Source organism: Parabacteroides sp. PFB2-10, from assembly GCF_029893085.1.
Taxonomy (GTDB): domain Bacteria; phylum Bacteroidota; class Bacteroidia; order Bacteroidales; family Tannerellaceae; genus QVMG01.
In genome coordinates this window covers 358,715-382,144 of record NZ_JARXWI010000001.1, presented here as the reverse complement: position 1 = coordinate 382,144, position 23,430 = coordinate 358,715, and the positions used below count along the sequence as shown (strand labels likewise).

At 47.1% G+C, this 23,430-nt stretch carries 19 protein-coding genes and 1 pseudogene; 3 read left to right on the top strand and 17 right to left on the bottom strand.

Features of this window, described 5'->3' with window-relative positions; all coding sequences use genetic code 11:
• Position 1: 1 nt before the first annotated feature.
• The 5 genes and pseudogenes from M2137_RS01605 to M2137_RS14810 all read right to left on the bottom strand — a co-directional run bounded on the left by M2137_RS01605 (position 2) and on the right by M2137_RS14810 (position 2,398).
• The gene (locus tag M2137_RS01605) at positions 2-505 is read right to left on the bottom strand and encodes a hypothetical protein (protein WP_280764708.1); all 504 of its coding nucleotides are present in this window, start codon (positions 503-505) and stop codon (positions 2-4) included.
• 2 nt (positions 506-507) lie between these two features.
• Positions 508-1,044 carry a sigma-70 family RNA polymerase sigma factor gene (locus tag M2137_RS01600; RefSeq protein WP_280764707.1) on the bottom strand — a complete coding sequence of 179 codons (537 nt, stop codon included), beginning with the start codon at positions 1,042-1,044 and terminating at the stop codon, positions 508-510.
• Positions 1,045-1,240: 196 nt separating this feature from the next.
• Positions 1,241-1,987: a NigD-like protein gene (locus M2137_RS01595; RefSeq protein ID WP_280764706.1), complete on the bottom strand. Its 747-nt coding sequence runs from the start codon at positions 1,985-1,987 to the stop codon at positions 1,241-1,243.
• A gap of 110 nt (positions 1,988-2,097) precedes the next feature.
• Positions 2,098-2,195: pseudogene (locus M2137_RS01590) on the bottom strand (transposase); the annotation flags it as partial.
• A 38-nt stretch (positions 2,196-2,233) separates the two neighbouring features.
• A complete protein-coding gene (locus tag M2137_RS14810) occupies positions 2,234-2,398 on the bottom strand; it encodes a hypothetical protein (RefSeq protein ID WP_348538022.1) in 165 nt (54 codons plus the stop codon).
• A 50-nt stretch (positions 2,399-2,448) separates the two neighbouring features.
• Between M2137_RS14810 and M2137_RS01585 the strand changes: the two genes are divergently transcribed.
• The 3 genes from M2137_RS01585 to glmS all read left to right on the top strand — a co-directional run bounded on the left by M2137_RS01585 (position 2,449) and on the right by glmS (position 5,245).
• The gene (locus M2137_RS01585; protein WP_280764764.1) at positions 2,449-2,625 is read left to right on the top strand and encodes a LytTR family transcriptional regulator DNA-binding domain-containing protein; all 177 of its coding nucleotides are present in this window, start codon (positions 2,449-2,451) and stop codon (positions 2,623-2,625) included.
• Between the two features lie 107 nt (positions 2,626-2,732).
• Positions 2,733-3,272 (top strand): DUF4833 domain-containing protein, encoded by a 540-nt coding sequence (locus tag M2137_RS01580; RefSeq protein WP_280764705.1) that lies wholly within the window; start codon positions 2,733-2,735, stop codon positions 3,270-3,272.
• A 128-nt stretch (positions 3,273-3,400) separates the two neighbouring features.
• Positions 3,401-5,245 carry a glutamine--fructose-6-phosphate transaminase (isomerizing) gene (gene glmS / locus M2137_RS01575; protein ID WP_280764704.1) on the top strand — a complete coding sequence of 615 codons (1,845 nt, stop codon included), beginning with the start codon at positions 3,401-3,403 and terminating at the stop codon, positions 5,243-5,245.
• Positions 5,246-5,373: 128 nt separating this feature from the next.
• On the opposite strand, the gene M2137_RS01570 is transcribed toward glmS, so the two are convergent.
• The 12 genes from M2137_RS01570 to M2137_RS01515 form a co-directional block, all read right to left on the bottom strand.
• A complete protein-coding gene (locus M2137_RS01570) occupies positions 5,374-5,925 on the bottom strand; it encodes a chromate transporter (protein WP_280764703.1) in 552 nt (183 codons plus the stop codon).
• A gap of 1 nt (position 5,926) precedes the next feature.
• Complete coding sequence (locus M2137_RS01565) at positions 5,927-6,469, bottom strand: chromate transporter (RefSeq protein ID WP_280764763.1); 543 nt, start codon at positions 6,467-6,469, stop codon at positions 5,927-5,929.
• Between the two features lie 60 nt (positions 6,470-6,529).
• Positions 6,530-8,128: a S41 family peptidase gene (locus M2137_RS01560; protein ID WP_280764702.1), complete on the bottom strand. Its 1,599-nt coding sequence runs from the start codon at positions 8,126-8,128 to the stop codon at positions 6,530-6,532.
• A gap of 19 nt (positions 8,129-8,147) precedes the next feature.
• The gene (gene coaD / locus M2137_RS01555; protein WP_280764701.1) at positions 8,148-8,606 is read right to left on the bottom strand and encodes a pantetheine-phosphate adenylyltransferase; all 459 of its coding nucleotides are present in this window, start codon (positions 8,604-8,606) and stop codon (positions 8,148-8,150) included.
• Positions 8,603-10,465: a DNA topoisomerase IV subunit B gene (locus M2137_RS01550; RefSeq protein ID WP_280764700.1), complete on the bottom strand. Its 1,863-nt coding sequence runs from the start codon at positions 10,463-10,465 to the stop codon at positions 8,603-8,605. The genes coaD and M2137_RS01550 overlap by 4 nt, the downstream gene beginning before the upstream one ends.
• Before the next feature lie 42 nt (positions 10,466-10,507).
• Positions 10,508-11,641, bottom strand: a complete 1,134-nt coding sequence (locus M2137_RS01545) for a hypothetical protein (RefSeq protein WP_280764699.1) — start codon at positions 11,639-11,641, stop codon at positions 10,508-10,510.
• 129 nt (positions 11,642-11,770) lie between these two features.
• On the bottom strand, positions 11,771-13,399 hold the full coding sequence (locus M2137_RS01540; RefSeq protein ID WP_280764698.1) for a tetratricopeptide repeat protein: 1,629 nt from the start codon (positions 13,397-13,399) through the stop codon (positions 11,771-11,773).
• Positions 13,400-13,553: 154 nt separating this feature from the next.
• Entirely contained in the window at positions 13,554-16,052 is a 2,499-nt protein-coding gene (locus tag M2137_RS01535; protein ID WP_280764697.1) for a prolyl oligopeptidase family serine peptidase, read from the bottom strand.
• A 77-nt stretch (positions 16,053-16,129) separates the two neighbouring features.
• Positions 16,130-16,978: a hypothetical protein gene (locus M2137_RS01530; RefSeq protein WP_280764696.1), complete on the bottom strand. Its 849-nt coding sequence runs from the start codon at positions 16,976-16,978 to the stop codon at positions 16,130-16,132.
• Between the two features lie 23 nt (positions 16,979-17,001).
• A complete protein-coding gene (locus M2137_RS01525) occupies positions 17,002-18,738 on the bottom strand; it encodes a RagB/SusD family nutrient uptake outer membrane protein (RefSeq protein WP_280764695.1) in 1,737 nt (578 codons plus the stop codon).
• 18 nt (positions 18,739-18,756) lie between these two features.
• Positions 18,757-22,203 carry a TonB-dependent receptor gene (locus M2137_RS01520; RefSeq protein WP_280764694.1) on the bottom strand — a complete coding sequence of 1,149 codons (3,447 nt, stop codon included), beginning with the start codon at positions 22,201-22,203 and terminating at the stop codon, positions 18,757-18,759.
• 184 nt (positions 22,204-22,387) lie between these two features.
• Positions 22,388-23,398 carry a FecR family protein gene (locus M2137_RS01515; RefSeq protein WP_280764692.1) on the bottom strand — a complete coding sequence of 337 codons (1,011 nt, stop codon included), beginning with the start codon at positions 23,396-23,398 and terminating at the stop codon, positions 22,388-22,390.
• Positions 23,399-23,430: the final 32 nt, after the last annotated feature.

Below are 23,430 nucleotides of genomic sequence, written 5' to 3'. Positions count from 1 at the left end.
TTTATTGTTTGTAGTTATCCATTTGATTCAGCATAAACTGAAGGCTCGACAAGCTGTTTTCATATTGCTGATTCATCACCAGCATCGCCTCTTCCGAGCAGGGAAGAGTGGGTAGTATCTCCTCTTCAAATGTTCGGCAATCCGATAATACTTCCTGGCTTGCCTCCAATAATTGAGCGCTTCCCGGCGTGGGAGCAGCCTTGTGATAGTCCTCCATCTTTGCCATTAGGTTGTTCATCCGCATGGTGTAAAACAGTTGCACCTCTTCTATCTCGCACAGATTGTCCACAGGCTCCTCATTTGTAAAGGAATCGATCGCAGGACGTAAGAAAATCAACAGGGCAATACAGGCGGCAGCCACAGCTCCATAGATATAATAAATCGAAGCGGAGCGCTTCCGCCGAGGTGGTAGTTTCCGTTCGAAGCGTTCCAGATGTCCTTCCGGCAACTCCACCTGGTCGAATGCTTCCCGGTTCTTGTCTACGAATTCTTTTAATTTATCCATGACTAATTTCGTTGAATCATTTCTACTAATTTGCGTTTCGCCCGCAGATACTGGCTGCGGACACTCGATGGCTGCAGGTTGAGAATCGATGCGATCTCTTCCATGTCATAGCCTTCGAAGAGATAGAGCGTTAATACCACCCGGAAGCCTGTTGGCAGGCGCAAGGCCGCCTCTTTGACCTGTTCGACCGAAGCCATGATCGCCTCTTCCTGTTCATCCTCCTCCGCTTCCGCTTCCATGGCCATGGTGGGTGTCAGCTCCTCGGTCGGTATGTGTTGCCGCCGCACATAATCGATGGCCGTGTGTACGGCGATCTGGTGTATCCAGGCTTCGAAACTATGTCCCTCCTGGTATTGATCGATGCGGCTAAACACTTTCAGGAAGCTGTCCTGCATCGCCTCTTCCGCTTCTTCTGCATTCCCGGTGATGCGCAGGCAGGCGACATACAATAGGCGCGCAAAGCGGCGATAGAGGTTCAGTTGCGCGTTTCGCTCCTGGCGCCGGCAACCTTTGATCCAGTGTAAGACTTCCTTATCCATTCATTTCTATATACGATGGTCGATCGGAGAATGTTGCATAAAGATAGGATAAAACTTCTTTTTATAGTATGACTGCACGCAGATGAGGCAGTTAAAGCGCAGTCGTACAAACGGTGCAAACAAAAAAAAGAGGCATCATCGCGACGCCTCTCTCCCTGAACTAAATGATAAAAATAAAAGTTATGTGGGAAGGTTTCTAGTTAATTGTCTCAAAAAAATTTATATTTAGGGACGTGTTTCCGGATTTTTCTTCCGTAACAGTCTCTTTGTCCGAATTGTACTCCAGTTCAAACGTCTTTTCTCCATTGAACGTTTTAAAGTGAACCTTCAGCTTTACCGTTTCACCCTCCGTTTTCGGTAGGGAAGAAAGGTCGAAACAAACGATCCCGGCAACAGCTGCTTCTGCAGGATCCTTATAGGCATGATGGCGGAATTCCACTTCATACGGATTCTCACTATCCGTTACGGGCAACAAATTGATAAAATGCTTTTGCATACCACCGTAGTTGAATTTGAAAATCACATTCAAATATCCGCCTCCGACCCATATGTCCTTGACAGCTACCGGATCGGTGCCATAATACGAGTCATTCTCCTCTCCTTTGTCTTCTGCAATCTCTTTGGTCAGAATCGGATCAACACCATTTACTTTTACGTAATGGTCGAAACCGTCTTTCTTATCACTCAAAATAGTGAAATTCAACCAGGTTCGCTGACCTACTGCCAAATTATGTCCCAGATAATAACCCGCTGCCGGCCAAAGGGTCGTACCATTATCCATTTTAAAATAATGACTTCCTCCATCCAGAGATTCAACTGTTGCTACGCTTAACCAGTAATCGCCCAGCGAGTAGCCGTCGTCATTCGAACAGGATTGAAATAGCAGGGATGCACTGATAATCCCAGCTATTAATATTAACTTCAACTTTTCCATACTTTTCATCAACATAATATTATTTCTTTTCTGCTTACACATATGTAGATGAAGCCTTTAAGCAAAAGGCTGCAAACAAAAACTATAAAAAATGTTAATCAACTCGAGTTCTATGTGAAATTAGTAAAAGAGTGGTGTCTGGTGTGCTCAATCTGGTATATGTTTTTCAATTCATCATTAACAGATTCAATCACTCCCGCTCACGAAGCAGGATTCGGTTGGCTAATGGAATTTCTCCTCCTTTCATATAGTTTCTCATTTTATAAACAAAGTGGATGCCATCGACGAATAAGATCTCTTTGAGTTTCTGGGAATACATTCCCTATCAGCATAAAGTTTGCCGGATGCCTTTTCTATGAAACTATCCATGGACAAAAGTTTCCTATCATCTACATTGCCTTGAATGATGACAAAGTTTATGATCTCGCCTTTACCATTGATGATTATATGTAGCTTAAAACCTAAAAAACATTCATGAGAAGCTACTCAGAAAACAATTCTTCCGGATCAATAAGTCATACATTGTCAATTTGCAACACATCGATTCGTTCGACAACAACGATGTATACATTAAAAATCATGCCGTAGCCATAGGAAATATTTATCAGGAAGCCTTTTTCGACAAGTTTATACACAAAAGGCTATAAGGCAAATATCTATCCCTTAGTTGGCATTGTCTTTCAAATTTTTCTTCTCTTATAATCCTTTGTCCGGTTTGGACTGTTATATTTACAAAACAGAAAGAATGGATATTATGGAGAGAAAAAGAAACATTCGATTCGCATTGTTCCGGAGGTTGTTTCCCGTTTGGCTGTGCTGTGTATTGCCGCTGAACCTATGGGCACAGGAGGTATTTTATCCGACGGAGAACCGTCTCTTCCATATAGAGCGCAGTAAGAACCGGAATCTGGTATGCTATGACGCACATCTGACGGAGGGAAAATTGGACAGCAAAAAGCCGTTGGATGTCTATTGGATCGACCGGGAAGAGGCACCGGGTAAACGGAAAGGGCTGACGGCCATTCAGCGACGTATGGCCTATGGCTATAAACTGGTTGCCTCGGGAGAGGACAGCGCCCAGATCACCCTTACGGCCTACTCCGGGCGTGTGTTGAGAATCCGGAAGCTTAACGGGAAATATGTTTGCGTGATTCAGATCAATAACCGTCCTGCCATCTTGCATTCTTTATATGTACAGGCGAAACCCAAAGATTCTCTAAGTGTGGAGTATGTTGAGCTGCGCGGAAAAGACATGGAAACAGGGGAATTGCTTACCGAACAGGTGACGCCTTAGTACTTTTTTTCTCTCCTATTGAAAAACATTATGTCATTTTATTGGTTGTTATTACAATATTTTGTTTCGTTTTTCGTATTTATTATGGCAAATAGATTGTATAACAGAATAAAAAGAAGCAAGTTGATATGTGTGGAATAGTAGGCTATCTGGGAGAGCGGGAGGCTTATCCGGTGTTACTTAAAGGTTTAAAGAGATTGGAATACAGGGGGTACGATAGTGCCGGAATGGCTTTGCTTAACCCCCGGGGAGAATTGTCAATTTACAAGACAAAAGGTAAAGTGGCCGGACTGGAAAGTTTCGTGAACGGCCAGGATATGTCCGGTTCGAATGGGATCGCCCATACCCGGTGGGCGACGCACGGAGAACCCTGCACGGAGAATGCCCACCCGCATGCTTCGCCCAGCGGACGCCTGGCCTTGGTGCATAATGGCATTATAGAGAATTACGCGACGCTGAAAAACAAATTACAGGCAAAAGGCTATGCCTTCCGTAGCTCGACCGATACCGAAGTGCTCGTTTACCTGATTGAATATATTCAACAAAAAGAGCATACGGATCTATTGACTGCCGTGCAACTGGCGTTGCGTGTGGTGGTGGGCGCCTATGCGATCGCAGTGATCGATCGCGAGCATCCCGATATGATTGTTGCGGCGCGTAAGAGTAGTCCACTGGTGGTGGGGATAGGCGAGGAGGAGTTTTTCCTCGCTTCGGATGCTACTCCGCTGGTGGAATACACCAAGAAAATGGTTTACCTGAAAGATGAGGAGGTGGCTGTTCTGCAACGTGGAAAGGAACTTCGGATCGTTGACCTGCATAATATACAGACAACCCCTGAAATCCAGGAGGTAGAGATGGATCTGACTCAGCTGGAGAAAGGCGGTTTCCCTCATTTCATGCTCAAAGAGATATTCGATCAGCCCGATTGCATCAGTGACTGCATGCGGGGAAGAATTCAACCGGCGGAGATGCGTGTGTTTCTGTCGGCGGTAGAAGAACATAAAGAGCGGCTGTTGCAGGCGCGCCGCTATGTGATCATTGCCTGTGGCACCTCCTGGCATGCGGCCTTGATCGGGAAGCAACTGATCGAACATTTTTGCCGTATCCCGGTGGAGGTGGCCTATGCTTCGGAGTTTCGTTATGCAGAGCCGGTGATCGGTGCGGAGGATGTGGTCATTGCCATCTCCCAATCGGGCGAGACGGCCGATACGCTGGCGGCCGTGGAACAGGCGAAACGGCAGGGGGCGTTTATCTATGGTATATGCAACAATGTCGGCTCATCCATTGCACGGGCGACACATACCGGCTCCTATATCCATGTAGGACCGGAGGTGGGGGTTGCCTCCACGAAGGCATTTACCGGACAGGTCACGGTGTTGACCCTGTTGGCACTGACGCTTTCCCGCGAGAAAAAGACCATGGATGACCAGCTGTTCGAAAAGATTATTCGGGAACTGTCGCTTATTCCCGGAAAGATGAAGCAACTACTAACGCTGAACGAATCGATAGCCGCCCTGGCGCCTATCTTTACATACGCTCGCAATTTCATCTACTTGGGCAGGGGCTACAGCTATCCGGTCGCCCTTGAAGGCGCGCTGAAGCTGAAAGAGATCTCCTATATCCATGCCGAAGGCTATCCGGCAGCCGAGATGAAACATGGCCCTATTGCGTTGATCGATGCCGAAATGCCGGTGGTGGTGATTGCCGTGCGCGATGGATTGTACGAGAAGGTGCTCAGCAATATACAGGAAATCAAAGCGCGACAGGGAAAGATCATTGCCCTTGTCACGGAAGGAGATACGGAAGTAACCCGTTTGGCGGATTATTGCATCACGCTCCCTCCCACATTAGAATGCCTTGAGCCGCTGATTGCTTCCATTCCCTTGCAACTCTTAGCCTACCATATCGCCGTTTGCAAAGGGAAAAATGTGGATCAACCACGCAATCTGGCGAAGTCGGTAACGGTGGAATGAAGAATGATGAATAAAGAATCGAAGATCGCTTAGCGAAGCGTAAAGCAATGAAGAATTGGAACAAAATGCAAAGCAATTGCGAACAACCAATTCTTCATTCTTCATTCTTCATTCCTCATTCTTAATTCTTAATTATAAAGCATTAGCCCCGCCACCCCGGCCAATAGGATCATCAGGATCGGATGGATCTTAAACTTCCAGGTCATTCCGAAGGCAACAGCGAAGATGATATAGCTTTTGTAGTCGATAAAGTTCTCGTGATTCATCAGCATCAGGGCGGCAGCCGCTATCAGGCCAACCGTCGCCGGACGCAATCCGACGAAAGCCGCTTCCACATATTTGTTTTTCTTCACGCGTGCAAACGAATAGGAGATAGCCAACACAAGGATAAACGAGGGGAGGCATACGGCAAAGGTGGCCAATACCGAGCCCAGAACGCTGATCGACATAGAATAACCCGCGTTATGGATGGCCGTATAGCCGATATAGGTGGCGCTGTTGATGCCGATCGGGCCGGGGGTCATCTGGGAGATGGCGACAATATCGGTAAACTCCTGCAGGGTGATCCAGCCATATTTATCGACCACCTCCGCCTGGATAAGCGAAAGCATCGCATAGCCCCCGCCAAAACCAAAGAGGCCGATCTTCAGATAGACATATAGGAGTTCCAGCCAGATCATATCAGTGTTTCTTTATTTTCTCCCCGATGAGGAAGGTGTAACCCAAACCACCCAGTATGGCAGCCAGAATGATCCAGACAGGCGAGAAGCCAGCCAACCAGATCAGTAACGCAGTAATCAGCGGAATAAGAAGGATCCACCCCTTCAGGCGAAGCGTACGAGCCGTGGTAATCACCGGAACGGCAATCAATGCCACAACCGCCGGACGTATGCCTTTAAACACTCTCTCGACGATCTCATTATCGGCCACGCGTGTAAAGAAGAGCGCGATCAACAGAATTATCAGGAAAGAAGGCAGGATGGTACCCAGGGCGCAGACCATAGCTCCCGGGAGTTTCCGTATCTTATACCCTACGAAGATGGATATATTGACGGCAAAAACGCCCGGGAGTGACTGAGCAACCGAGAAAAGATCAATAAACTCCTCCTGCGTGATCCACCCGCGGCGCACCACCTCACGTTCGATCAATGGAAGCATCGCGTAGCCTCCACCGATAGTAAACAGGCCAATTTTGGCGAAAGAGAGGAAGAGAGTGAACATGATGGATAATGGATAATGGATAATGGATAATGGAGAGGATGAAAAAATATCAATTATCTATTATCAATTACCAATTTGTTTCAGCGCCTTCTCATAAGCCCCCTCCTCATGAATAAGCCGGAGGGCGGCCTGGAGACTATCGTTTTCGTCGTTGATGATCTGGAAATATTCATTCATCTCATACATATCGCGGGCAACTAAGGCTTTCAGCTGAAGCGTGATCAGCTCTTTGGCCAGAAGGAACTGCTCCTCGTCATACTCGATATCCGCTTCTGTTGCCAGCCGGATCAGTTCGTCGAGCATACTTTGCGGCACGACAAATTCATCTTTATAGACATTGAAATATTTGTATTTACGCGTCATCTCCTTGCGGTTCTCATCCAGGTAGTTCATAGCCACCCGGTTGACAAGGCCGGCAGCAACCACCTTGCGGTGGTAGAGTGACGACCTGGTGGTATCGACTGGCACGAAGATATCGGGCATAATGCCACCACCGCCATACACAACACGGTCGGTCACCAATGTGGTGAACTTCATAGAGTCGGGGAAATGAATGCTATCGGCGCTCATGAGTTCGCCCCGGTTATAGCGGTCAATCAGGTCGTGGGCATAGTCTTCGCCCTTTCCATTCTCATAGGGCTTCTGAATCGAACGGCCGGCCGGCGTGAAATAGCGTGAAACAGTCAGGCGTATCATCGAACCATCGGGCAGCGGGATAGGCTTTTGCACCAATCCTTTGCCGAACGTACGGCGTCCCACGATCACACCACGATCCCAATCCTGGATAGCTCCGGCTACGATTTCGCTGGCGGATGCCGATCCTTCGTCGACCAGAACCACCAGCTTCCCTTGCTCAAAGTCGCCGCGAGGGGTCGCTTTCCCCTCCTCACGGGGCTGCTGGTTGCCTTCGGTGTAGACAATCAGCTTGCCTTTGTCTAAGTATTCATCGGCCAGATCGATCGCCACATTCAGGTATCCCCCGCCATTGCCCTGCAAGTCCAGGATGAGATCCTTCATGCCTTTCTTCTGCAATTTGGCGAAAGCCTCTTGGTATTCTTCCATCGATGAGAGAGCAAAGCGGTTCAATTTGATATAACCGGTGGTCTTATCAACCATATAAGCGGCATCTAAGCTGTACACCGGTATCTTATCGCGGATAATATGAAACTTTATCAACTCGGAACTTTTGCCACGTTGTACGTCGACCGTCACCTCCGTCCCTTTCTTTCCCCGCAGACGCTTCATGATATCATTGGTTTTCATCTTCACACCGGCCACCAATGTGTCGTTGACCATGATGATGCGGTCGCCCGCCATCAGACCTACCTTCTCCGACGGTCCGCCGGGAATCACCTGTATCACATATAAGGTATCGGTCAACATATTGAACTGAATACCGATACCATCGAAATTTCCCTGCAAAGGTTCGGTCATCTCTTTGGTCTCTTCCGGATCCATATAGTTGGAATGGGGATCCAGTTTCTCCAGCATACCAATGATGGCATCCTCTACCAGCTTCTTCTCATCCGCCGGGTCGACGTATAGATTGGAAATAGCGTACAAAGCCATTTGCAGCTTACGCGCTTCCATATTATTCTGATTCTGGGCCAAGGCCGAAAAAGCAATGGCGCCCAGCAGGCACATACATACGATTCTCTTCATTTTTTCTACTCCTAAATGGTCAATATAGTTCTGTCTCTTTCGGGACAAACATGGATATGTCTTTTCCGTAACGCAATAATTCGCGCACGATACTCGAACTGATATGGGTATGTTCCGGTTCGGTGAAAAGCAGGAATGTCTCGATCCCGCTGAGTTTCCGGTTCACGTCGGCTATGCTTTCTTCGTATTCAAAATCGTTTACCGTTCGTATGCCACGCAAAATAAAGCGGGCACCTACCTGTTCGGCAAAGTCTACCGTCAACGAATCATACGACATCACCCGGACGCGCGGTTCCTCCCGGTATAGTTTTTCGATACCCTCCAACCGTTTTTCCAGCGGAAAGTAGGTCTGCTTCTTCTCATTGATACCGATGGCGATGATGATCTCATCCACCAGTTCCAGCCCTCGCCTCACCAAGGACTGATGCCCAACGGTGAACGGGTCGAATGTGCCGGGGAAAAGCGCGATACGTTTCATGCGATATCTTCTTCTACAACTAAGTTATCGATGATAAACACCTGACGTTCCATGGTGTTTTTGCCCATATAGAACTCAAGCATATCTTTTACGGAGTCCTCTTTCTTCATCGTAACGGGGTCGAGGCGCATATCCGCTCCGATAAAGTTACGGAACTCATCCGGTGATATCTCGCCCAATCCTTTGAATCGGGTGATCTCCGGATTCTTGCCCGCTGCCTTGATCGCCGCCAGACGTTCCTCTTCCGAATAGCAGTACCAGGTTTTCTGGCGGTTGCGCACGCGGAACAGAGGTGTCTGCAAGATATACACATGCCCCCCTTTGATCAGGTCGGGGAAGAATTGCAGGAAGAAGGTAATCAATAATAAACGGATATGCATCCCGTCTACATCGGCATCGGTGGCGATGATCACCTTATTGTAGCGCAGCCCTTCCAGGCCGTCTTCGATATTGAGCGCTGCCTGCAATAGGTTGAACTCTTCGTTTTCGTAAACAATCTTCTTGGTCAGCCCGAAGCTGTTGAGCGGCTTTCCACGCAAGCTAAACACCGCCTGCAGGTTCGGATCGCGGCTTTTAGTGATCGATCCGCTGGCCGAGTCCCCCTCGGTGATAAAGATACAGGTTTCTTCTTTCTTGTCTCCCTTGGCATCGTTCAGGTGCAAACGGCAATCGCGCAGCTTCCTGTTGTGCAGGTTCGCCTTCTTGGCTCGTTCACGCGCCAGTTTGGTGACGCCGGCAATGGCTTTACGCTCTTTCTCCGATTCCATAATCTTTTTGAGCATCGCTTCCGACGTATCCGGGTTTTTATGCAGGTAGTTGTCGAGCTCCTTTTTGATGAAGTCGCCGATAAACTTAGCCACCGTCACGCCTCCCGGCCCCATATCTTTGGATCCCAGTTTGGTCTTTGTCTGGCTTTCGAATACCGGCTCTTCCACTTTTACGCTGATAGCCGCCACGATACCCGCGCGGATATCCGAATATTCAAAGTTTTTGGTGTAATACTCCTTGATAACGCGCCCCAACGACTCACGGAAGGCCGAAAGGTGTGTCCCGCCCTGCGTGGTATGTTGCCCGTTGACAAACGAATAATACTCTTCCCCATACTGGTTACTATGCGTGATCACCACCTCGATGTCTTCCCCTTTCAGGTGAATGATCGGGTACAAGGCATCGGTGGTCATATTCTCGTTCAATAGGTCAACCAACCCGTTGCGCGAATAAAACTTCTTCCCGTTGAACAGGATCGTCAGGCCGGAATTGAGGAACACATAGTTTTTCAATAGATTCTCAATGAATTCCTCTTTGTATTGGTAGTCGCGGAAGATCTCTTTGTCGGGCACGAAGTAGGTCATCGTGCCGTTGTTCTCCTCGGTATGCGCGATATCTTTTTCTTCGGTCAGGATCGCCCGGCTGAACTCCGCCTGCTTCCCTTCGCCATCGCGGTAGCTGGTGATCTGGAAATAGCTGCTCAACGCGTTGACCGCCTTGATACCCACCCCGTTCAGACCGACCGATTTCTTAAATGCTTTGCTGTCGTATTTGGCGCCTGTATTCATTTTGCTGGATACGTCGATCACCTTGCCCAAGGGCACGCCGCGCCCATAGTCGCGCACGGCAACGGTTCCCTCTTCTATGGTCACCTCGATCGTCTTTCCATACCCCATCATGTATTCGTCGATGGAATTATCGAGCACCTCTTTCAACAGAACATAGATGCCATCGTCCGCATAACTACCGTCGCCCAGCTTTCCGATATACATACCGGGGCGCCGGCGGATATGCTCCATCCAGTCTAAGGTTTTTATATCTTCATCATTGTACGCAGTTTCGTTCTGCAAGATGTCATTCAGTTCGTTCATAAACAGCTCTCTTCTTACCTATCAATTGTCAATTATCAATTATCAATTATCAATTCTCTTTATATACGCCCGCCGCGTCTTATGGTGCTCTTTGCGGAAATAATCCCATTGTGCCTGCACCGCGCTGTTGGTTTCCAGTTCCGGATTACTTTCGGCGTATGGTACGCCCAAGCGTTTGTAGATCGGGATCAGGTCATTGAATAACAAAGCATTCACCCCTTTGTTCTGGTATTCGGGCAATACACCGGCCAGATACAGGTCGACCAGCTTGGGTTTCGACATCAACGATTTCAGCAGATAGAACCACCCAAACGGCAGCATGCGCCCATTCGCTTTTTGCAATGCCTTCGACATGCTTGGCAGCGAAATGCCGAACCCTACTACCTCATCGTCCTCTTCACGGAGAATAACCGTGACCAACTCAAAACGAAGCAGGGGTATATATTTAGCTACATAATAATCGATTTGCTTCTGGGTCAGCGGTGCGAAGCCGTAGAGCGGTGCAAAGGCAGCATTCAATGCTTTGAATATCTTTTGCGCATAAGGCATCACCTCTTTGGCATTCTTGAATTTCTTTACCTGAAGCCCATATTTCTTTTTCACCAGTTCCCCGATACGCAGATGTTTTTCAGGTACCTCCTCCGGGATATAGATTTTGAACTCATGCCAGTCCTGGTCTTTCACAAAACCCAAGCGTTCGACGTGTTCGGGGTAGTAGGGGTAGTTATACAAGGTTGCCATGGTGCCCAGTTGATCGAAACCCTCCACCAACATACCTTCGTTGTCCATATCGGTGAATCCCAACGGACCATGCAAAGCCTCCATGCCTTTCGATAGCGCCCATTCTTCGACAGCGGCAAACAGCGCCTTGGATACTTCCGGATCATCGATAAAATCAACAAAACCGAAACGCGCGTTTTTTTCTTTCCAGATTTCGTTGCTGGGATGGTTGATGATGCCCGCGATTCGCCCAACGATTTTGCCCTCTTTATAGGCCAGAAAAAATATAGCATCACATACTTCAAATGCCGGATTCTTCTCTTTGTCAAGAGTCTCCATTTCATCCGATATCAATTCGGGCACAGCATACGCATTACCCCTATACAAATCGATATTAAATTTCACAAAGTCTTTTAGTTCCTTCCTTGTAGTGACTTCTTTAACCTCTATATTCATTGACTTTTATTTTAACGGCAAATTTATATAAATTATTCGGTACTCGGAAGTTGTGGCGGTTTTTTATAGTGTCTTACATAATTCTATTGTCCATGTGCATCGACAATAGAATTATGAGGGTTTGATAGATTAAATCCCTTGCATATATTCGGTCAGGCTCTCGTCGGTATCCAGGTTCAGGTGTTTGCGAAGTCGGTAGCGAGCCATATTGACGGTTTTGGGAGTCGAGTCGATAATGGAGGCGATCTCTTTGGTAGATAATCCGATGCGCAATAGAGAGGCCAGTTGTATTTCATTTTTGGAAAGATCGGGATGCAATAGGGAGAGCTTTTGGATAAACTCCGCGTTTACTTTGTCGATAATGATTTCGGTCTCTGTGTTTTTTGCCTGAAACTGGGCAATATGCGCATTGATACGACGAAGATGTTGTTCGCTTTCCTGCCCGGTGAGTTTATATCCCTCCTTGATCATCGATTGAATATTGGCCAGTATATCATTGCGGCTACGGACAAAAAAGGAAAAGTTTATCAATTCGTTTTTATTGTGTTCCAGTGCTTGCTGAGCCGCCCGCGCTTCATTCTCGGCCTGTTGCAGCTTTAATCGGATAAGCTCCGTCTCCTGGGCTTCATACTTCTGCGCTTGTTCGAGATACTCGACCTTTTTCTTGTGGCGGTAGCGATAAAACAGATAGGAAAGAGCAAAAAACAAGACAACAGCAATGAGTATAGCAATAAATATCGAATGACGTAGGTTGTGAATCTCGAAGGCTTGCTCCTGCATAATCATTTGCTGCTCCTTATCCCGGAGTCTCTTCTGGATCACATTCAGCTCCACCTGCCGCATCTCGTTCATGGTGAGTAGATCCTGCTCCGTTTCATACAATAGGTTCAGGAATTCGTATGCTTTAGCAAAATCTTTTTTCGCGGCATAGACCCAAGAGACGTAGCGGTGATTGTCGCAAATAAGCTCCTTGGCATTGATCTGCCGGGCATAGCGCATGGCGGTATCCAATACGGCAAGCGCTTTGTCGTAGTCACGCGCATAATAATATTGTGTGCCCAGGTTGTTATAGTTCTCTCCCAGCGACCACACCTTGCCTAAGGAACTATTGATGGCAATCGCTTCGTAGAGCATGTCGATCTTCTCTGGTGTGTTTCCTTCGTAAAGGCAGAGGTTGTTGAGGTTGGAAGCAATGGAATTGATCTCGCCGAGCTTACGGTTGATCTCCAATGCCGCCTTGAAATTTTCTTCGGCTTTCGCATTATCGGGAATCTGGATATAAACCAGTCCTTTGGAGTTGTAGCAACGTGCCAGATCGAGGGAGTCATTCAATGCTTTGTATATCTCCGAGGCTTTATCGACATAGTTAGAGGCCTGATTCAGGTCTTTCAGCTTCAGATAGGCTCCCGACAGACGGAGGTAGATATAGGCTTGCAGTTTGGCACTATCGGGGGGGCAGGTCTCGATGGCATTGGTCAACGATTCGAATCCCATATCGAAGTCACCCTGGTTCATGTAGGCTTCACCGAGTGTAGCCTGTGCCATGGCAATATGCCGTTGATCGTTTATCTTTTGTGCCTCGACAATGGCCGAATTGGAATAATAGATAGCTCTCGACGGATCAGCTTTCAGCATCTCCTCCGCTTTTGTGATCAATTCTTCAATATGCTGTTCCGCATCCCCGTTTTGCCCGGACAGAGCGAAAGGGATACAACAAAAGAATAAGATCAAGGCGCATTTCAGACTCAAACTATTCATAATAGTATGGGTTAACAGGGCTAAGATAGGTATTCTTTCTGTTTTTCCCTCTTTTTTTCTTTTGAAAAACAAGACAGACTAATGCGAATTTTATTTTTCTCACCGGCATGAGAAAGTTTTCTCACGCCGGTGAGAAAAATAAAATAATGCTTTTTTACAGATCCTTTTCCGGATAAAGTGCTTCCCACCATTCGGGTCTGTCTTTCAGCCATTTGTTGAACCAGGCATACATGGTCTGGCTCCAACGTATGCGGTTGGCATGATTGGTGATGCCATGATTTTCGCCATCTACTACAACCAATGCGGTCTCTTTGCCAAGCATTTTGAGTGCCATAAACATCTCGTAGCTTTGGCCGGTAGGCACGTTCGTGTCGGCTGTTCCGTGAAGCAGTAACAGGGGGGTATTGATCTTATCGGCTCTGTAAAGTGGACTTTGACCGGCATACAGCTCTTCAGCGTTCCAAGGATAGTTGCCGGCACTGGCAATGGCGCTGTAGCTATGTCCCGAAAGCCCTTCGCCCCAATAGGCCGATATATTACTGATGCCGGCATGCGACACGGCTGCCGCAAAAATATCGGTGACTGTTTGTAAATACATGGTCATAAATCCACCATAGGAGGCACCGACGCAACCGAGTTTCGTCTTGTCGACAAACGGATGCTCTTCGCAGAATTTCAATACTCCTTCAATGATTTCATCCGCGTTTTTCTTTCCCCAGTCGTTTACATGTCGCGCAGAAAGCTCCTGCCCATACCCGGTAGAGCCACGGGGCTGTACCACATAGACAACGAAGCTCATTCCGGCAAATACATGGGGCGCATAATGCCCCTCCAGACGTCGGGTGGTGGGGTTTGTTCCTCCGTAATAATAGGTGATCATCGGATACTTTTTCGTGGCGTCAAAATCGACAGGCAGATAATAACGTCCCGGAATGCTATCGCCCCGGCTACTGATAAAGCTCCAATCGCCGGCTTCTCCGAGCCGCACGTTCTCCAGTATTTCGGCCGATACATCATGCAATAGCTTTTCTTGTCGTTTTTTTAGGTCGAGACTGTATAAACGCTGTGTGTTCGACAGCCCGACCCCATAGTAGATCAGATCCGGGCTGTTTGAACTAAAGGATATCTCAGACACCATCTCTTCGGTGGTCTTGATGGGGGTGATCTGTTTTTTCTCCGGATGGATGGTGTAGAGCAACACCTTGTCGCCCTCTTCGGCTGTCATATACAATAGGTTGTCGTAACGATTCCATGCCACCGATTTCACCGAAGGATCAAACTCCTTAGTCAGCGCCTCCGCCTGGCCTGTCGCTATATCATAGAGGTAGAGCTGTTTGTCGTAGCTATTGATAATCTGTCCATCTGGCAGGTTGCGCCCTAATCCGTCGAAAGCATCCGCCGAGGCCAATACGCTCAGCTTCTTACCGTCCGGCGAAAAGGCCATTCGGCTCACGTGTCTGTCGTTGTATAACAGGGTATCGGCCTTCATCTTCTGAAGGTCAAACAGGCAGAAGGTGGAGCAAATAAAAGGGGTTTCGGTGTAGTCCGAGTTCCAACTGCTGAACAATAGGTAGCGACCATCGGGCGATATATCCTGCAGGCTGGTGGATGTACGGCCAAAGGTAAGCCGTTCGATCACGCCGGTTTGAAGGTCGTATTTGTATAAAAAGGAGCGATTGCGCCATCCGCGGCTACGATCATCCGGATGCAATACCTGTTTGACAGCGTTTTTTTCAGCCGATCCATTATCTGTTTTTGAGTAGATAATAAAATCTTCGGTCGGAGAAAGAGTAAAGCTTTTCGTGGGCAATCCCGAAGCAACGGTTCTCTCTTGCCATGTGGCGGGGTCGACCGTGATCAGGTCGATGCCTTTGGCACCCTCTTCCACATAATACAACAGGTTGCTGGCGGGCATCCATTTCAAGCTGGTGTTTTTTGTTCGTACCTGTTTGTGGCTCTTCGCTTCGATCAGTTCGGCATATTCCTCTCTCTTTCCATCGGGAAATACATGGTAGTATCTCACAAAATAGTATTTCCCATCGGGGGAGATGCGGGCCGATTGTATGCGTCTGCCGTTGACCACCTCGTAAATGGAATATCTTTTCGAAGGGTTTGTTGTTGCCTGAGGCGATAATCCTACACTATCTTGTATGGTGGTGCGGATAGTATACGCTTTGCACGGCTCCGCGATATACTTAATAACCAGTTCATGTCGTATGGGCTCCAGCGTAAGTTTGGCAGAGCCTTTCTGCAGGGCTTGTATCTTTCCGTTCAGATAAAGTTCGGCTACCTCCGGCAGCCCTTCGAATTGCAGCTCCGGCGTACAATAGACAGGAGCATCCATATAGAAGGTCAGTAGGCCGATCCGATGAGATTCATCCGAAGAGCGGATAGTGATTCGACCCTCGTTATCCGTTTTTACGATCTCTCCCTTGCCTGCGTATACCGCAACCGGCAAGGATTGGTTCATCAAAGATTTGAAATCGAACGGTTTCTTGTTCAGATCAACCGGATCATTCATGAGTGGAGTTCTAATACCGAACGATCCGTAATGGATATATTCATCCACAACAATAGACTGGGCTACCCCATTCTGCCATAAAAAGATAAAAAAAAGAATGATTATAAAAGTACGCATATCCTTTGCTTTCATGGTGTTTACATTTTTAAAATGCCAGATGACATCCATAAAGGAGACATCTGGCATTAGATATAGTTATAGCGTTTAGTTTATTGCCACGTGAAATTGTTCCTGTTCCAACCGGCGGTACCGTTATTGTATGTGTTATTATGGTAGACAGAGCCTTTCTTGTTGGTGAAATCAACAAATGAATGGGTGCCGCTCACACTCACATACACATAGAAATTGGTTATTGTCAAGCCCTCACTACCTGCTTTGGGCACCGGATAGGCAGCCGTATTACCCGCAGAGAAATACCAGTTGTTTGCATTGGGCTTATGACCTCCTTCCGGTACGATATTCATATTCTCATCGATAGAGAAGACAAAATCCAAGCCTGAGCGGAGATAATTGACGATTTTGTATCGGTTTAGTCCATCCTGTTTCAGTATGTCTACCTTCTCCGGTTCGAAAAGAGAGGCAAAGCCAAACGTAGCCTGAGAAATAGCTACTTCCCATTTTTCGATATGTATCGTACAGTCATATTGCGAATGTCCATCTACAATGCTGTACTGGTCTACATATTCTTTCCCTTCGATACCCAGGATGAATGAATAGGAGGCGGTCTCTGCCGACGGGAAGGTGACGGTTATTGTACTCTCCGCCTGCCCTGGCTGGAATACAACCGATTCAGGCACTACAAATACCTCGTCTTTCTTGATTACCTTCACCGGAACAGTTGCCGCCTGATCGCTTTTCAAGCGGCTTACCAGGATATCTATCTTATATTCGTCCTGGTTCGACAGAACAATCACATTTCGGTTATTCGTAGGAAAGAACACGGCCATTGTGTTGGGATCATTTTGCTCTCCGGGTGAGTAGTTGTCATCATCGGAGCATGCACAGAATAGCGTCGTTGCAACGACAGCCAGAAGCGATAAATATATGAATCTTCTCATGGTTTTATTCTTTATTCTAATTCTTATTGTTGCCACTCATCAATTGCTTTCGACGCATCGGGATTGGGTTTTATTCCCAGGTTACGCGTGAATTCGTAATCGGTGATATAATAATTCATCCAGGGGGCTACATAGCCGGGTATGGAGTTGAATCGCTGCCCTACAATGTAGTTTGTGCCAGAGTAGCCACGTAATACCTGCATCTTCAGGCGCTTGTAATCGAAGAATACGATTCCTTCTCCCCATAGTTCGATGCGTTTTTGCAAAACCACATGTGAGATGAAATTATCCATATCAAGGGCATCACAGGAATAACTTTTGTCGGTATAGCGATAGGTGTTGACAAAATCTTCCAGTTTGGAGATACCAACGGCCAATCCTTGGGTATGAGCCAGGGCTTCCGCTTCGATAAGAAGCATCTCTTCCATACGCATCAGCGGGATATCAACAGCGGCTCCCACCTTATGATTGGTCATATTTCCTTCGCCGGGTCTGAACTTGAATTCGGTATATGCCACAGACTTCGCCCAGTCTGCCGCACTCAAAAGCGTTTTATACTTTTCCGGGGTGGGGTTTTTGCCGGCATCACTGGGGTCAACCCAGGTCTGTTTCCGCCAGTCGCTATCCGGTATCTGATCGTACAGGTTTTTACCAATCATCCGGAAGGTAGTATAACGTTGGTTAATTGTCCCAAAGGTGGTCTCGGGTGACATATTGGCTATCCAATTCACATAGGTGGCCGATCCCAGGGCATCCGAGTTAATCATAATGGAAAACATCCATGAGTTCTGCGAATTGACATTATTAAAACCTTTGGTCGTATCATACCATTGCTCTTGAGTCAACGGGGTGCAGCCACTCTTGTCAATCGCTTTGCGAGCGTATTCTGCCGATTTCTGGTAACATTCTAAGGCGGAGGTAACGCCCAATTTATCCAAATGAGCCAGGTTTTCGTCATTTTCGTGTGCCAGGAAGGTATTCAGATCGGCGGGCGATTTCTCAAACCGTGTACCCATTTCCAACCAGAAACGCGCTTTCATACCAAATACAACGCTTTCATCCGGGTAGTTTTTGGCCGGTCGTATGTACCCTTCCAAAAGTGTTTCCGCATCATTCAGGTCGTTTAGAATAAACCGGTACATGTGATAGAATGGAGCCCGCGGATTATTACGCGCTTCATTCTCGGTGATAGTCTCCGTTACAATCGGAACGGTAAGACCCGCCACCTCATTTTCTAAAGCCTGATTATCCAATGCCGGCACGCCGGTGGGGAAATATTCGTACGATCTGGCCATATCAAAATAGGCCAGGGAACGGAAAACATAGGCTACGCCCAGATAGTTTTTCATCGCGGGGCTGGCATTCTCCACATTGGCCGCGCTGATTACATTATGCACATTATTTATCAAGTAATAATAATACATCCATATCGTTTGCATTTGAGCTGAATTCCCCAATCCGCCGGTTGATCCAAACGGATTATTGAAGTAGTCGTATGAGATTCTACTTATAGGAAAATCATGAGTCGCCACATCGCGAAAGATCAGCATCATGGGATAACCAAGCCCGGAGAGTTGACTATTGTAATAATAGGCATCCATATAAGCGATGGCGCCATCGAGCAACGCTTCCACGGCTGTTTCCGATTCTGAAATCTGCTCTATCGTGAGTACCGTCGTGGGATACACCTCTTCTATGCAACTGGTATTGAGCGTCAATAGCAGCAACTGTGTAAAAATGATAAATATATACTTTTTCATGATGTAGGATTTTAAGAATTAAAACTGGAGGTTGATACCTGTTGAGATAGTACGTCTTTGCGAATATCCGGTGGAAGAGGTGCTTCCACTGAAGCTCGAACGAGGATCGAACCCTTTACGTTTACTTACGAAGAAGAGGTTGTCAGCTGTTACATAGATACGGAGCGATTTAAGGTGAGCTTTCCGCAACCATGTTCTGGGCACGGTATACCCCAAGGTTACATTCTGCAGGTTCAGCCAGCTGGCATCCGTAAGATATAGATCCGATCGGGCATTGATATTGGTGTCGGCAATCTGCCAGCGTGGGATGGTGGAAGAAGGATTTTCCGGTGTCCAGGCCTTCAATATGTCTTTGTGGATATTGTAACCACCTCCGGAAAGTCCCGGAACAGCCATCGCGCCGGCATACCCGCCATCATAGTATTGCCCGCCAATCTGATAAGAGAAGTTGGCGCTCAGGTCGAAGCCATAGGCCGACAGCGTGGTGCCAAAGCCCCCGTATAGGTCGGGAATAGCATTGTCAGCCAAGTAGTAGGTCGCCGCTGCGTAGGCCGCGGTTGTCGTGCGTTCGCCTGTTTCTTCGTCTGTCTGATACCATGTCGGTAAACCCTCTTCGTTGATACCTGCAAACTTCTTGATTCTCCAGGTGTACATCGACAGGCCTTCGCCCAGATAGTAGTTACCGCTGGTATATCCTTTGTATCCGTCTACCATTTCCGTGGCACGGATATCGGAAAGCATCGTCACTTCGTTCTTGTAATGTGTGGTATTGAAATTAATCTCCCAGCTGAAGTTGCGCTGTTTGATGATTTTACCGCGAAGATCTAATTCAACACCTTGGTTGATCATATCCCCTACATTGGAGTAATAGCTGCTGTAGCCCAAAGAGAGCGGGGTAGGAAGCGAGAAGAGCATATCGGTGGTTTTCCGACGGAACACATCCACATTTCCTGATAGCCTATCTTTGAAGAGGGAGAATTCAACGCCGATATTCAAATTTGCATTCGTCTCCCAGGTGATATCTTTGTTCCCTTTGGAGGAGAAAGCAAAGCCCAGGTTTCCATTGGAGTCTTTGGGAGTATAGGTATCTGTGTATCGGAAGTTACCGATATTGTCATTCCCTTGCGAACCATACGATAACTTAACCTTCAGCATATCCACCCAAGAGGTCGTAAACCAGTCTTCTTCCGATAGAATCCAAGCACCTCCGACCGACCAGAAGTTACCCCACCAGTTGTCTGAATGGAAGCGCGACGAAGCATCACGGCGGTAAGAAATAGACCCGAAGTATTTCATTTTATAATCATATTGTAGCTGGGTGAAATAACCCTCCGTATTGTAATCGGTTGATGAGGAGTTCTGATCATCTTTGGTGATGGCACTGCCCAGTTCGTATATGCCATCATAGTAGGCCATCTGCGTACGTGATCCTGATAGCATACTATAGTTATATACGTAGTTTTCATGTCCCAACAAGGCAGAGATCGTATGATCCCCCAATGACTTAGAGTAATTGAGCAGTTGTTGCAGGTTGTAGGTGAAGGTACGGTAATGCGATATGGTTGATTTGCCATCCAGGTTCGCACTAAAGCCATAATAGGGATTTGATGTGGATACCGAACGGTATTCATTGTTCGATATACCGGCATTAAAGGTGAACTTAAAATCTTTCAGGAATCTTACTTCCGCAAAACCTTGGGCATTGGTGGTGTTTCCATTCGACATACTCCGATTGAGCAGGTTGGTTTGCAGTGGATTGGTGTTGGGTAACACCGCCCGGCTCAATCCGGCATTATTGCCTTTTCCGTAATCGTAAATCTTACCATTCTTGTCGGTCATGATATTGCCGTTGCCATCTCTTACGTAGAGAGGATAGATAGGTGCCACACTAACCGCATGGTCGAAAACGGAAGTGCCATCACCTGATGCGACCCCGTTGCTTTTGTAATGTGAATAGCTGATATTTCCCCCGAAGCGCAACCAGGATTTCGCCTGATGAGAGGCTCGCAGGCGGGCGGTATAACGCGTATAGTCAGAAGCATACACAATGCCTTCGTCGTTGAGGTACCCAAACGATCCGTAAAACTGCGTTTTGGAATTTCCTCCATTCACATTTACATTATATTCCTGCCGTAAGCTGGTGCGAAAGGCTTCATCCACCCAGTCATCGGGAGTCAACAGATACTCTTGACCATCATACGTAACCTTATTGCCTAAGGTAGCATTGGGATTCAGTTTGCCGTTCTGCCCGATTAGATACTGCCCAACCGGCACATTATACACCATATATCCTAAGCCACCCGCTCCGATGGGGGAACCGAGTGTTTCATTCGCTCTTTTGTAAGCTTCGGCTATGCTGTTTCCTCCGACATTGCGGTAGTAATTGTATAAACCCCGATAATGTGTCTCATAGTATTCACCGGGATCAGTAATATACTCATATAGGTTGTTCACTCTTTCGTTGATACCCAATTTAGCATCAAAGGTGACTACTGTTTCGTTGATCGATGCCTTTTTGGTGGTAATCATAATCACCCCGTTGGCGCCGCGTGCTCCGTAGAGCGCATTCGAAGCGGCGTCTTTTTGCACGGTGATCGATTCGATATCCGACGGGTTGATGTTATTGATTCCTCCTTCGTAAGGCATACCGTCCAGGATGATCAACGGATTGTTTTCCGCGTTGATCGAACTAAAACCACGCACGCGAATACTGGGCGTAGCATTGGGTGCTCCGGAAGCAGAGGTCAACTGTACCCCGGCGATCTGTCCATTGAGCGCATCCATGGCATTGGATGTTTGTCTTTTAGAAATCATATCCGATCGTATCACCCCGGCCGAACCGGTAAAGGCGGCTTTCTTTTGTTCCCCGAAGGCAACGACCACCACCTCGTCGAGCAGTTTGGAATCGGTGCGCAACACCACATGCATGGTCGGTTTAATATTCACCGTCAGCTCTTCCATTCCGATATAGGAGAAGGTCAAGGTTTTTTGTGAAGCCGGCACATTGCGTAGCACAAACGAGCCGTCTACTTCGGTAATGACACCGATCGTTGTGCCCGGCACAAACACATTGGCGCCGATCAAAGGTTCCCCCTCTTCATCGACCACCGTTCCTTTGATCTCTGCCACCGACTGTTGAGGTAGTTTCTCCGTCACCGTCACCACCTTGTCATTACCCACCTGATAGGAGAGGTTCGAGCTTTTCAGAAGCTTATTCATCGCCTCCCCGATAGAGGCATTCGAAAAGTTAAACGTAACCTCTTTGTCTACTCCCCGCAGGTTGTTGCTGTAGAAAAAACGGTACTCAGAGGATTGTTCGATCAGGCTGAATGCCTTGCTTAATGGTATTTTGTTGCCTTGCATTGTGATCTGAGCAAAAGAGATCAGAGGCATCAATGAGAACAAAACTACCACGAAATAACGCTTGAGAAGTTTTCGCTTCGATGTGGAATGTTGTAAGCTCATAAAACGTGTGTGTTTTAAATTAGAATTTAAGTTTAACAGACATATCCGAATGCTGCTTCACTTGTATACAATCGTGCCGGGCACTTCCCCCTATCCGAAAAAAACTTTTTTTCGGATAGGCTTGATGAAATAGTATTATTTGTATTGAAAATCGATTGGTAGGTTGATCTCTCCAAGCGCGGTTTTATGGCACATCGATATAGTATTCTGCCCTTGTCTGATCTTCATGGATGATGATATTTCCCTGGGAAATCTCGTATCGGAAAGGCGCTACCCGACAGATGGTTTCGAGGAAATCGACTAAACTTACATTATGAATGGTACCCGTAAACAGGTAATATTTGATTCTCTCATTGTTATATGTGATTTTCACGTTAAACAACCTTTCGATATCCTTGCCCACATGTTCCATCTGTTCGTTTTCATAGCGTATAGAATTACTCTTCCAATCAGAGAAGAGCTCGGCTCTCGGGATCTCCCGGTTGTTCACTCTCTTTTCTTTTTTGTTATAGACCAATTGCTGATTGGCTTGCAGGCTAAAGGTCTCTTCTATGGTTATCAAATCGATACTTCCGCTGATAAGGGTGACCGTATTCAGGTTGTCGCCCGGGTAAGCTTTGACATTAAAAGAGGTGCCCGTTACTTTTATATCGAATTCCGATGTTTTGACAACAAAGGGTAATTTTTTGTTTTTGGCCACTTCGAAATAAGCCTCGCCGGAGAGTTCTACCGTTCTGTCGGAGAGCCCGAATTTATTATGGTAGGTAAGGGTGGATGCCGAGTTGATCCATACAAGAGTGGAATCGGGCAATACCATACTTACCATCTGCCCATTAGGCACATGGAGAACGGCAGGTGGTATTTCGGTTACGACAGACATATCGCTTCTAACAAAGGTATAGGTCAGCCAGGAAGCCAATATCGGCAGTATAAGGATGGCTGCCGCCCGGAGAAGGAATGAGATTCGGGGGTTGAATGTTCTTTTGGGGGATTGAATTTGTTTATTAATATTGCGCCACATTTCCAGGCTGACATCACGATCGATATCATCCGGCATGTGTTGCATCTCCGCCTTCCGTTGTTCATCCAGGTTTTTATCGTTTGCAATATGGGATAGCAACTTCTTTTTGTCCGCAGCCGACAAACGATTGCTCATATATTCTTTGAGATATTTTATGTATTCGCTATTCGCCATATCTAACTTTTATCATATTGTCTAATTAATAC

What these genes read in the sequence shown, in the direction of transcription:
- M2137_RS01605 (WP_280764708.1), bottom strand. Translation starts at nt 505, where the DNA reads ATGGATAAATTAAAAGAATTCGTAGACAAGAACCGGGAAGCATTCGAC.
- M2137_RS01600 (WP_280764707.1), bottom strand. Translation starts at nt 1,044, where the DNA reads ATGGATAAGGAAGTCTTACACTGGATCAAAGGTTGCCGGCGCCAGGAG.
- M2137_RS01595 (WP_280764706.1), bottom strand. Translation starts at nt 1,987, where the DNA reads ATGAAAAGTATGGAAAAGTTGAAGTTAATATTAATAGCTGGGATTATC.
- M2137_RS01580 (WP_280764705.1), top strand. Translation starts at nt 2,733, where the DNA reads ATGGAGAGAAAAAGAAACATTCGATTCGCATTGTTCCGGAGGTTGTTT.
- glmS (WP_280764704.1), top strand. Translation starts at nt 3,401, where the DNA reads ATGTGTGGAATAGTAGGCTATCTGGGAGAGCGGGAGGCTTATCCGGTG.
- M2137_RS01570 (WP_280764703.1), bottom strand. Translation starts at nt 5,925, where the DNA reads ATGATCTGGCTGGAACTCCTATATGTCTATCTGAAGATCGGCCTCTTT.
- M2137_RS01560 (WP_280764702.1), bottom strand. Translation starts at nt 8,128, where the DNA reads ATGAAGAGAATCGTATGTATGTGCCTGCTGGGCGCCATTGCTTTTTCG.
- coaD (WP_280764701.1), bottom strand. Translation starts at nt 8,606, where the DNA reads ATGAAACGTATCGCGCTTTTCCCCGGCACATTCGACCCGTTCACCGTT.
- M2137_RS01550 (WP_280764700.1), bottom strand. Translation starts at nt 10,465, where the DNA reads ATGAACGAACTGAATGACATCTTGCAGAACGAAACTGCGTACAATGAT.
- M2137_RS01545 (WP_280764699.1), bottom strand. Translation starts at nt 11,641, where the DNA reads ATGAATATAGAGGTTAAAGAAGTCACTACAAGGAAGGAACTAAAAGAC.
- M2137_RS01540 (WP_280764698.1), bottom strand. Translation starts at nt 13,399, where the DNA reads ATGAATAGTTTGAGTCTGAAATGCGCCTTGATCTTATTCTTTTGTTGT.
- M2137_RS01535 (WP_280764697.1), bottom strand. Translation starts at nt 16,052, where the DNA reads ATGAAAGCAAAGGATATGCGTACTTTTATAATCATTCTTTTTTTTATC.
- M2137_RS01530 (WP_280764696.1), bottom strand. Translation starts at nt 16,978, where the DNA reads ATGAGAAGATTCATATATTTATCGCTTCTGGCTGTCGTTGCAACGACG.
- M2137_RS01525 (WP_280764695.1), bottom strand. Translation starts at nt 18,738, where the DNA reads ATGAAAAAGTATATATTTATCATTTTTACACAGTTGCTGCTATTGACG.
- M2137_RS01520 (WP_280764694.1), bottom strand. Translation starts at nt 22,203, where the DNA reads ATGAGCTTACAACATTCCACATCGAAGCGAAAACTTCTCAAGCGTTAT.
- M2137_RS01515 (WP_280764692.1), bottom strand. Translation starts at nt 23,398, where the DNA reads ATGGCGAATAGCGAATACATAAAATATCTCAAAGAATATATGAGCAAT.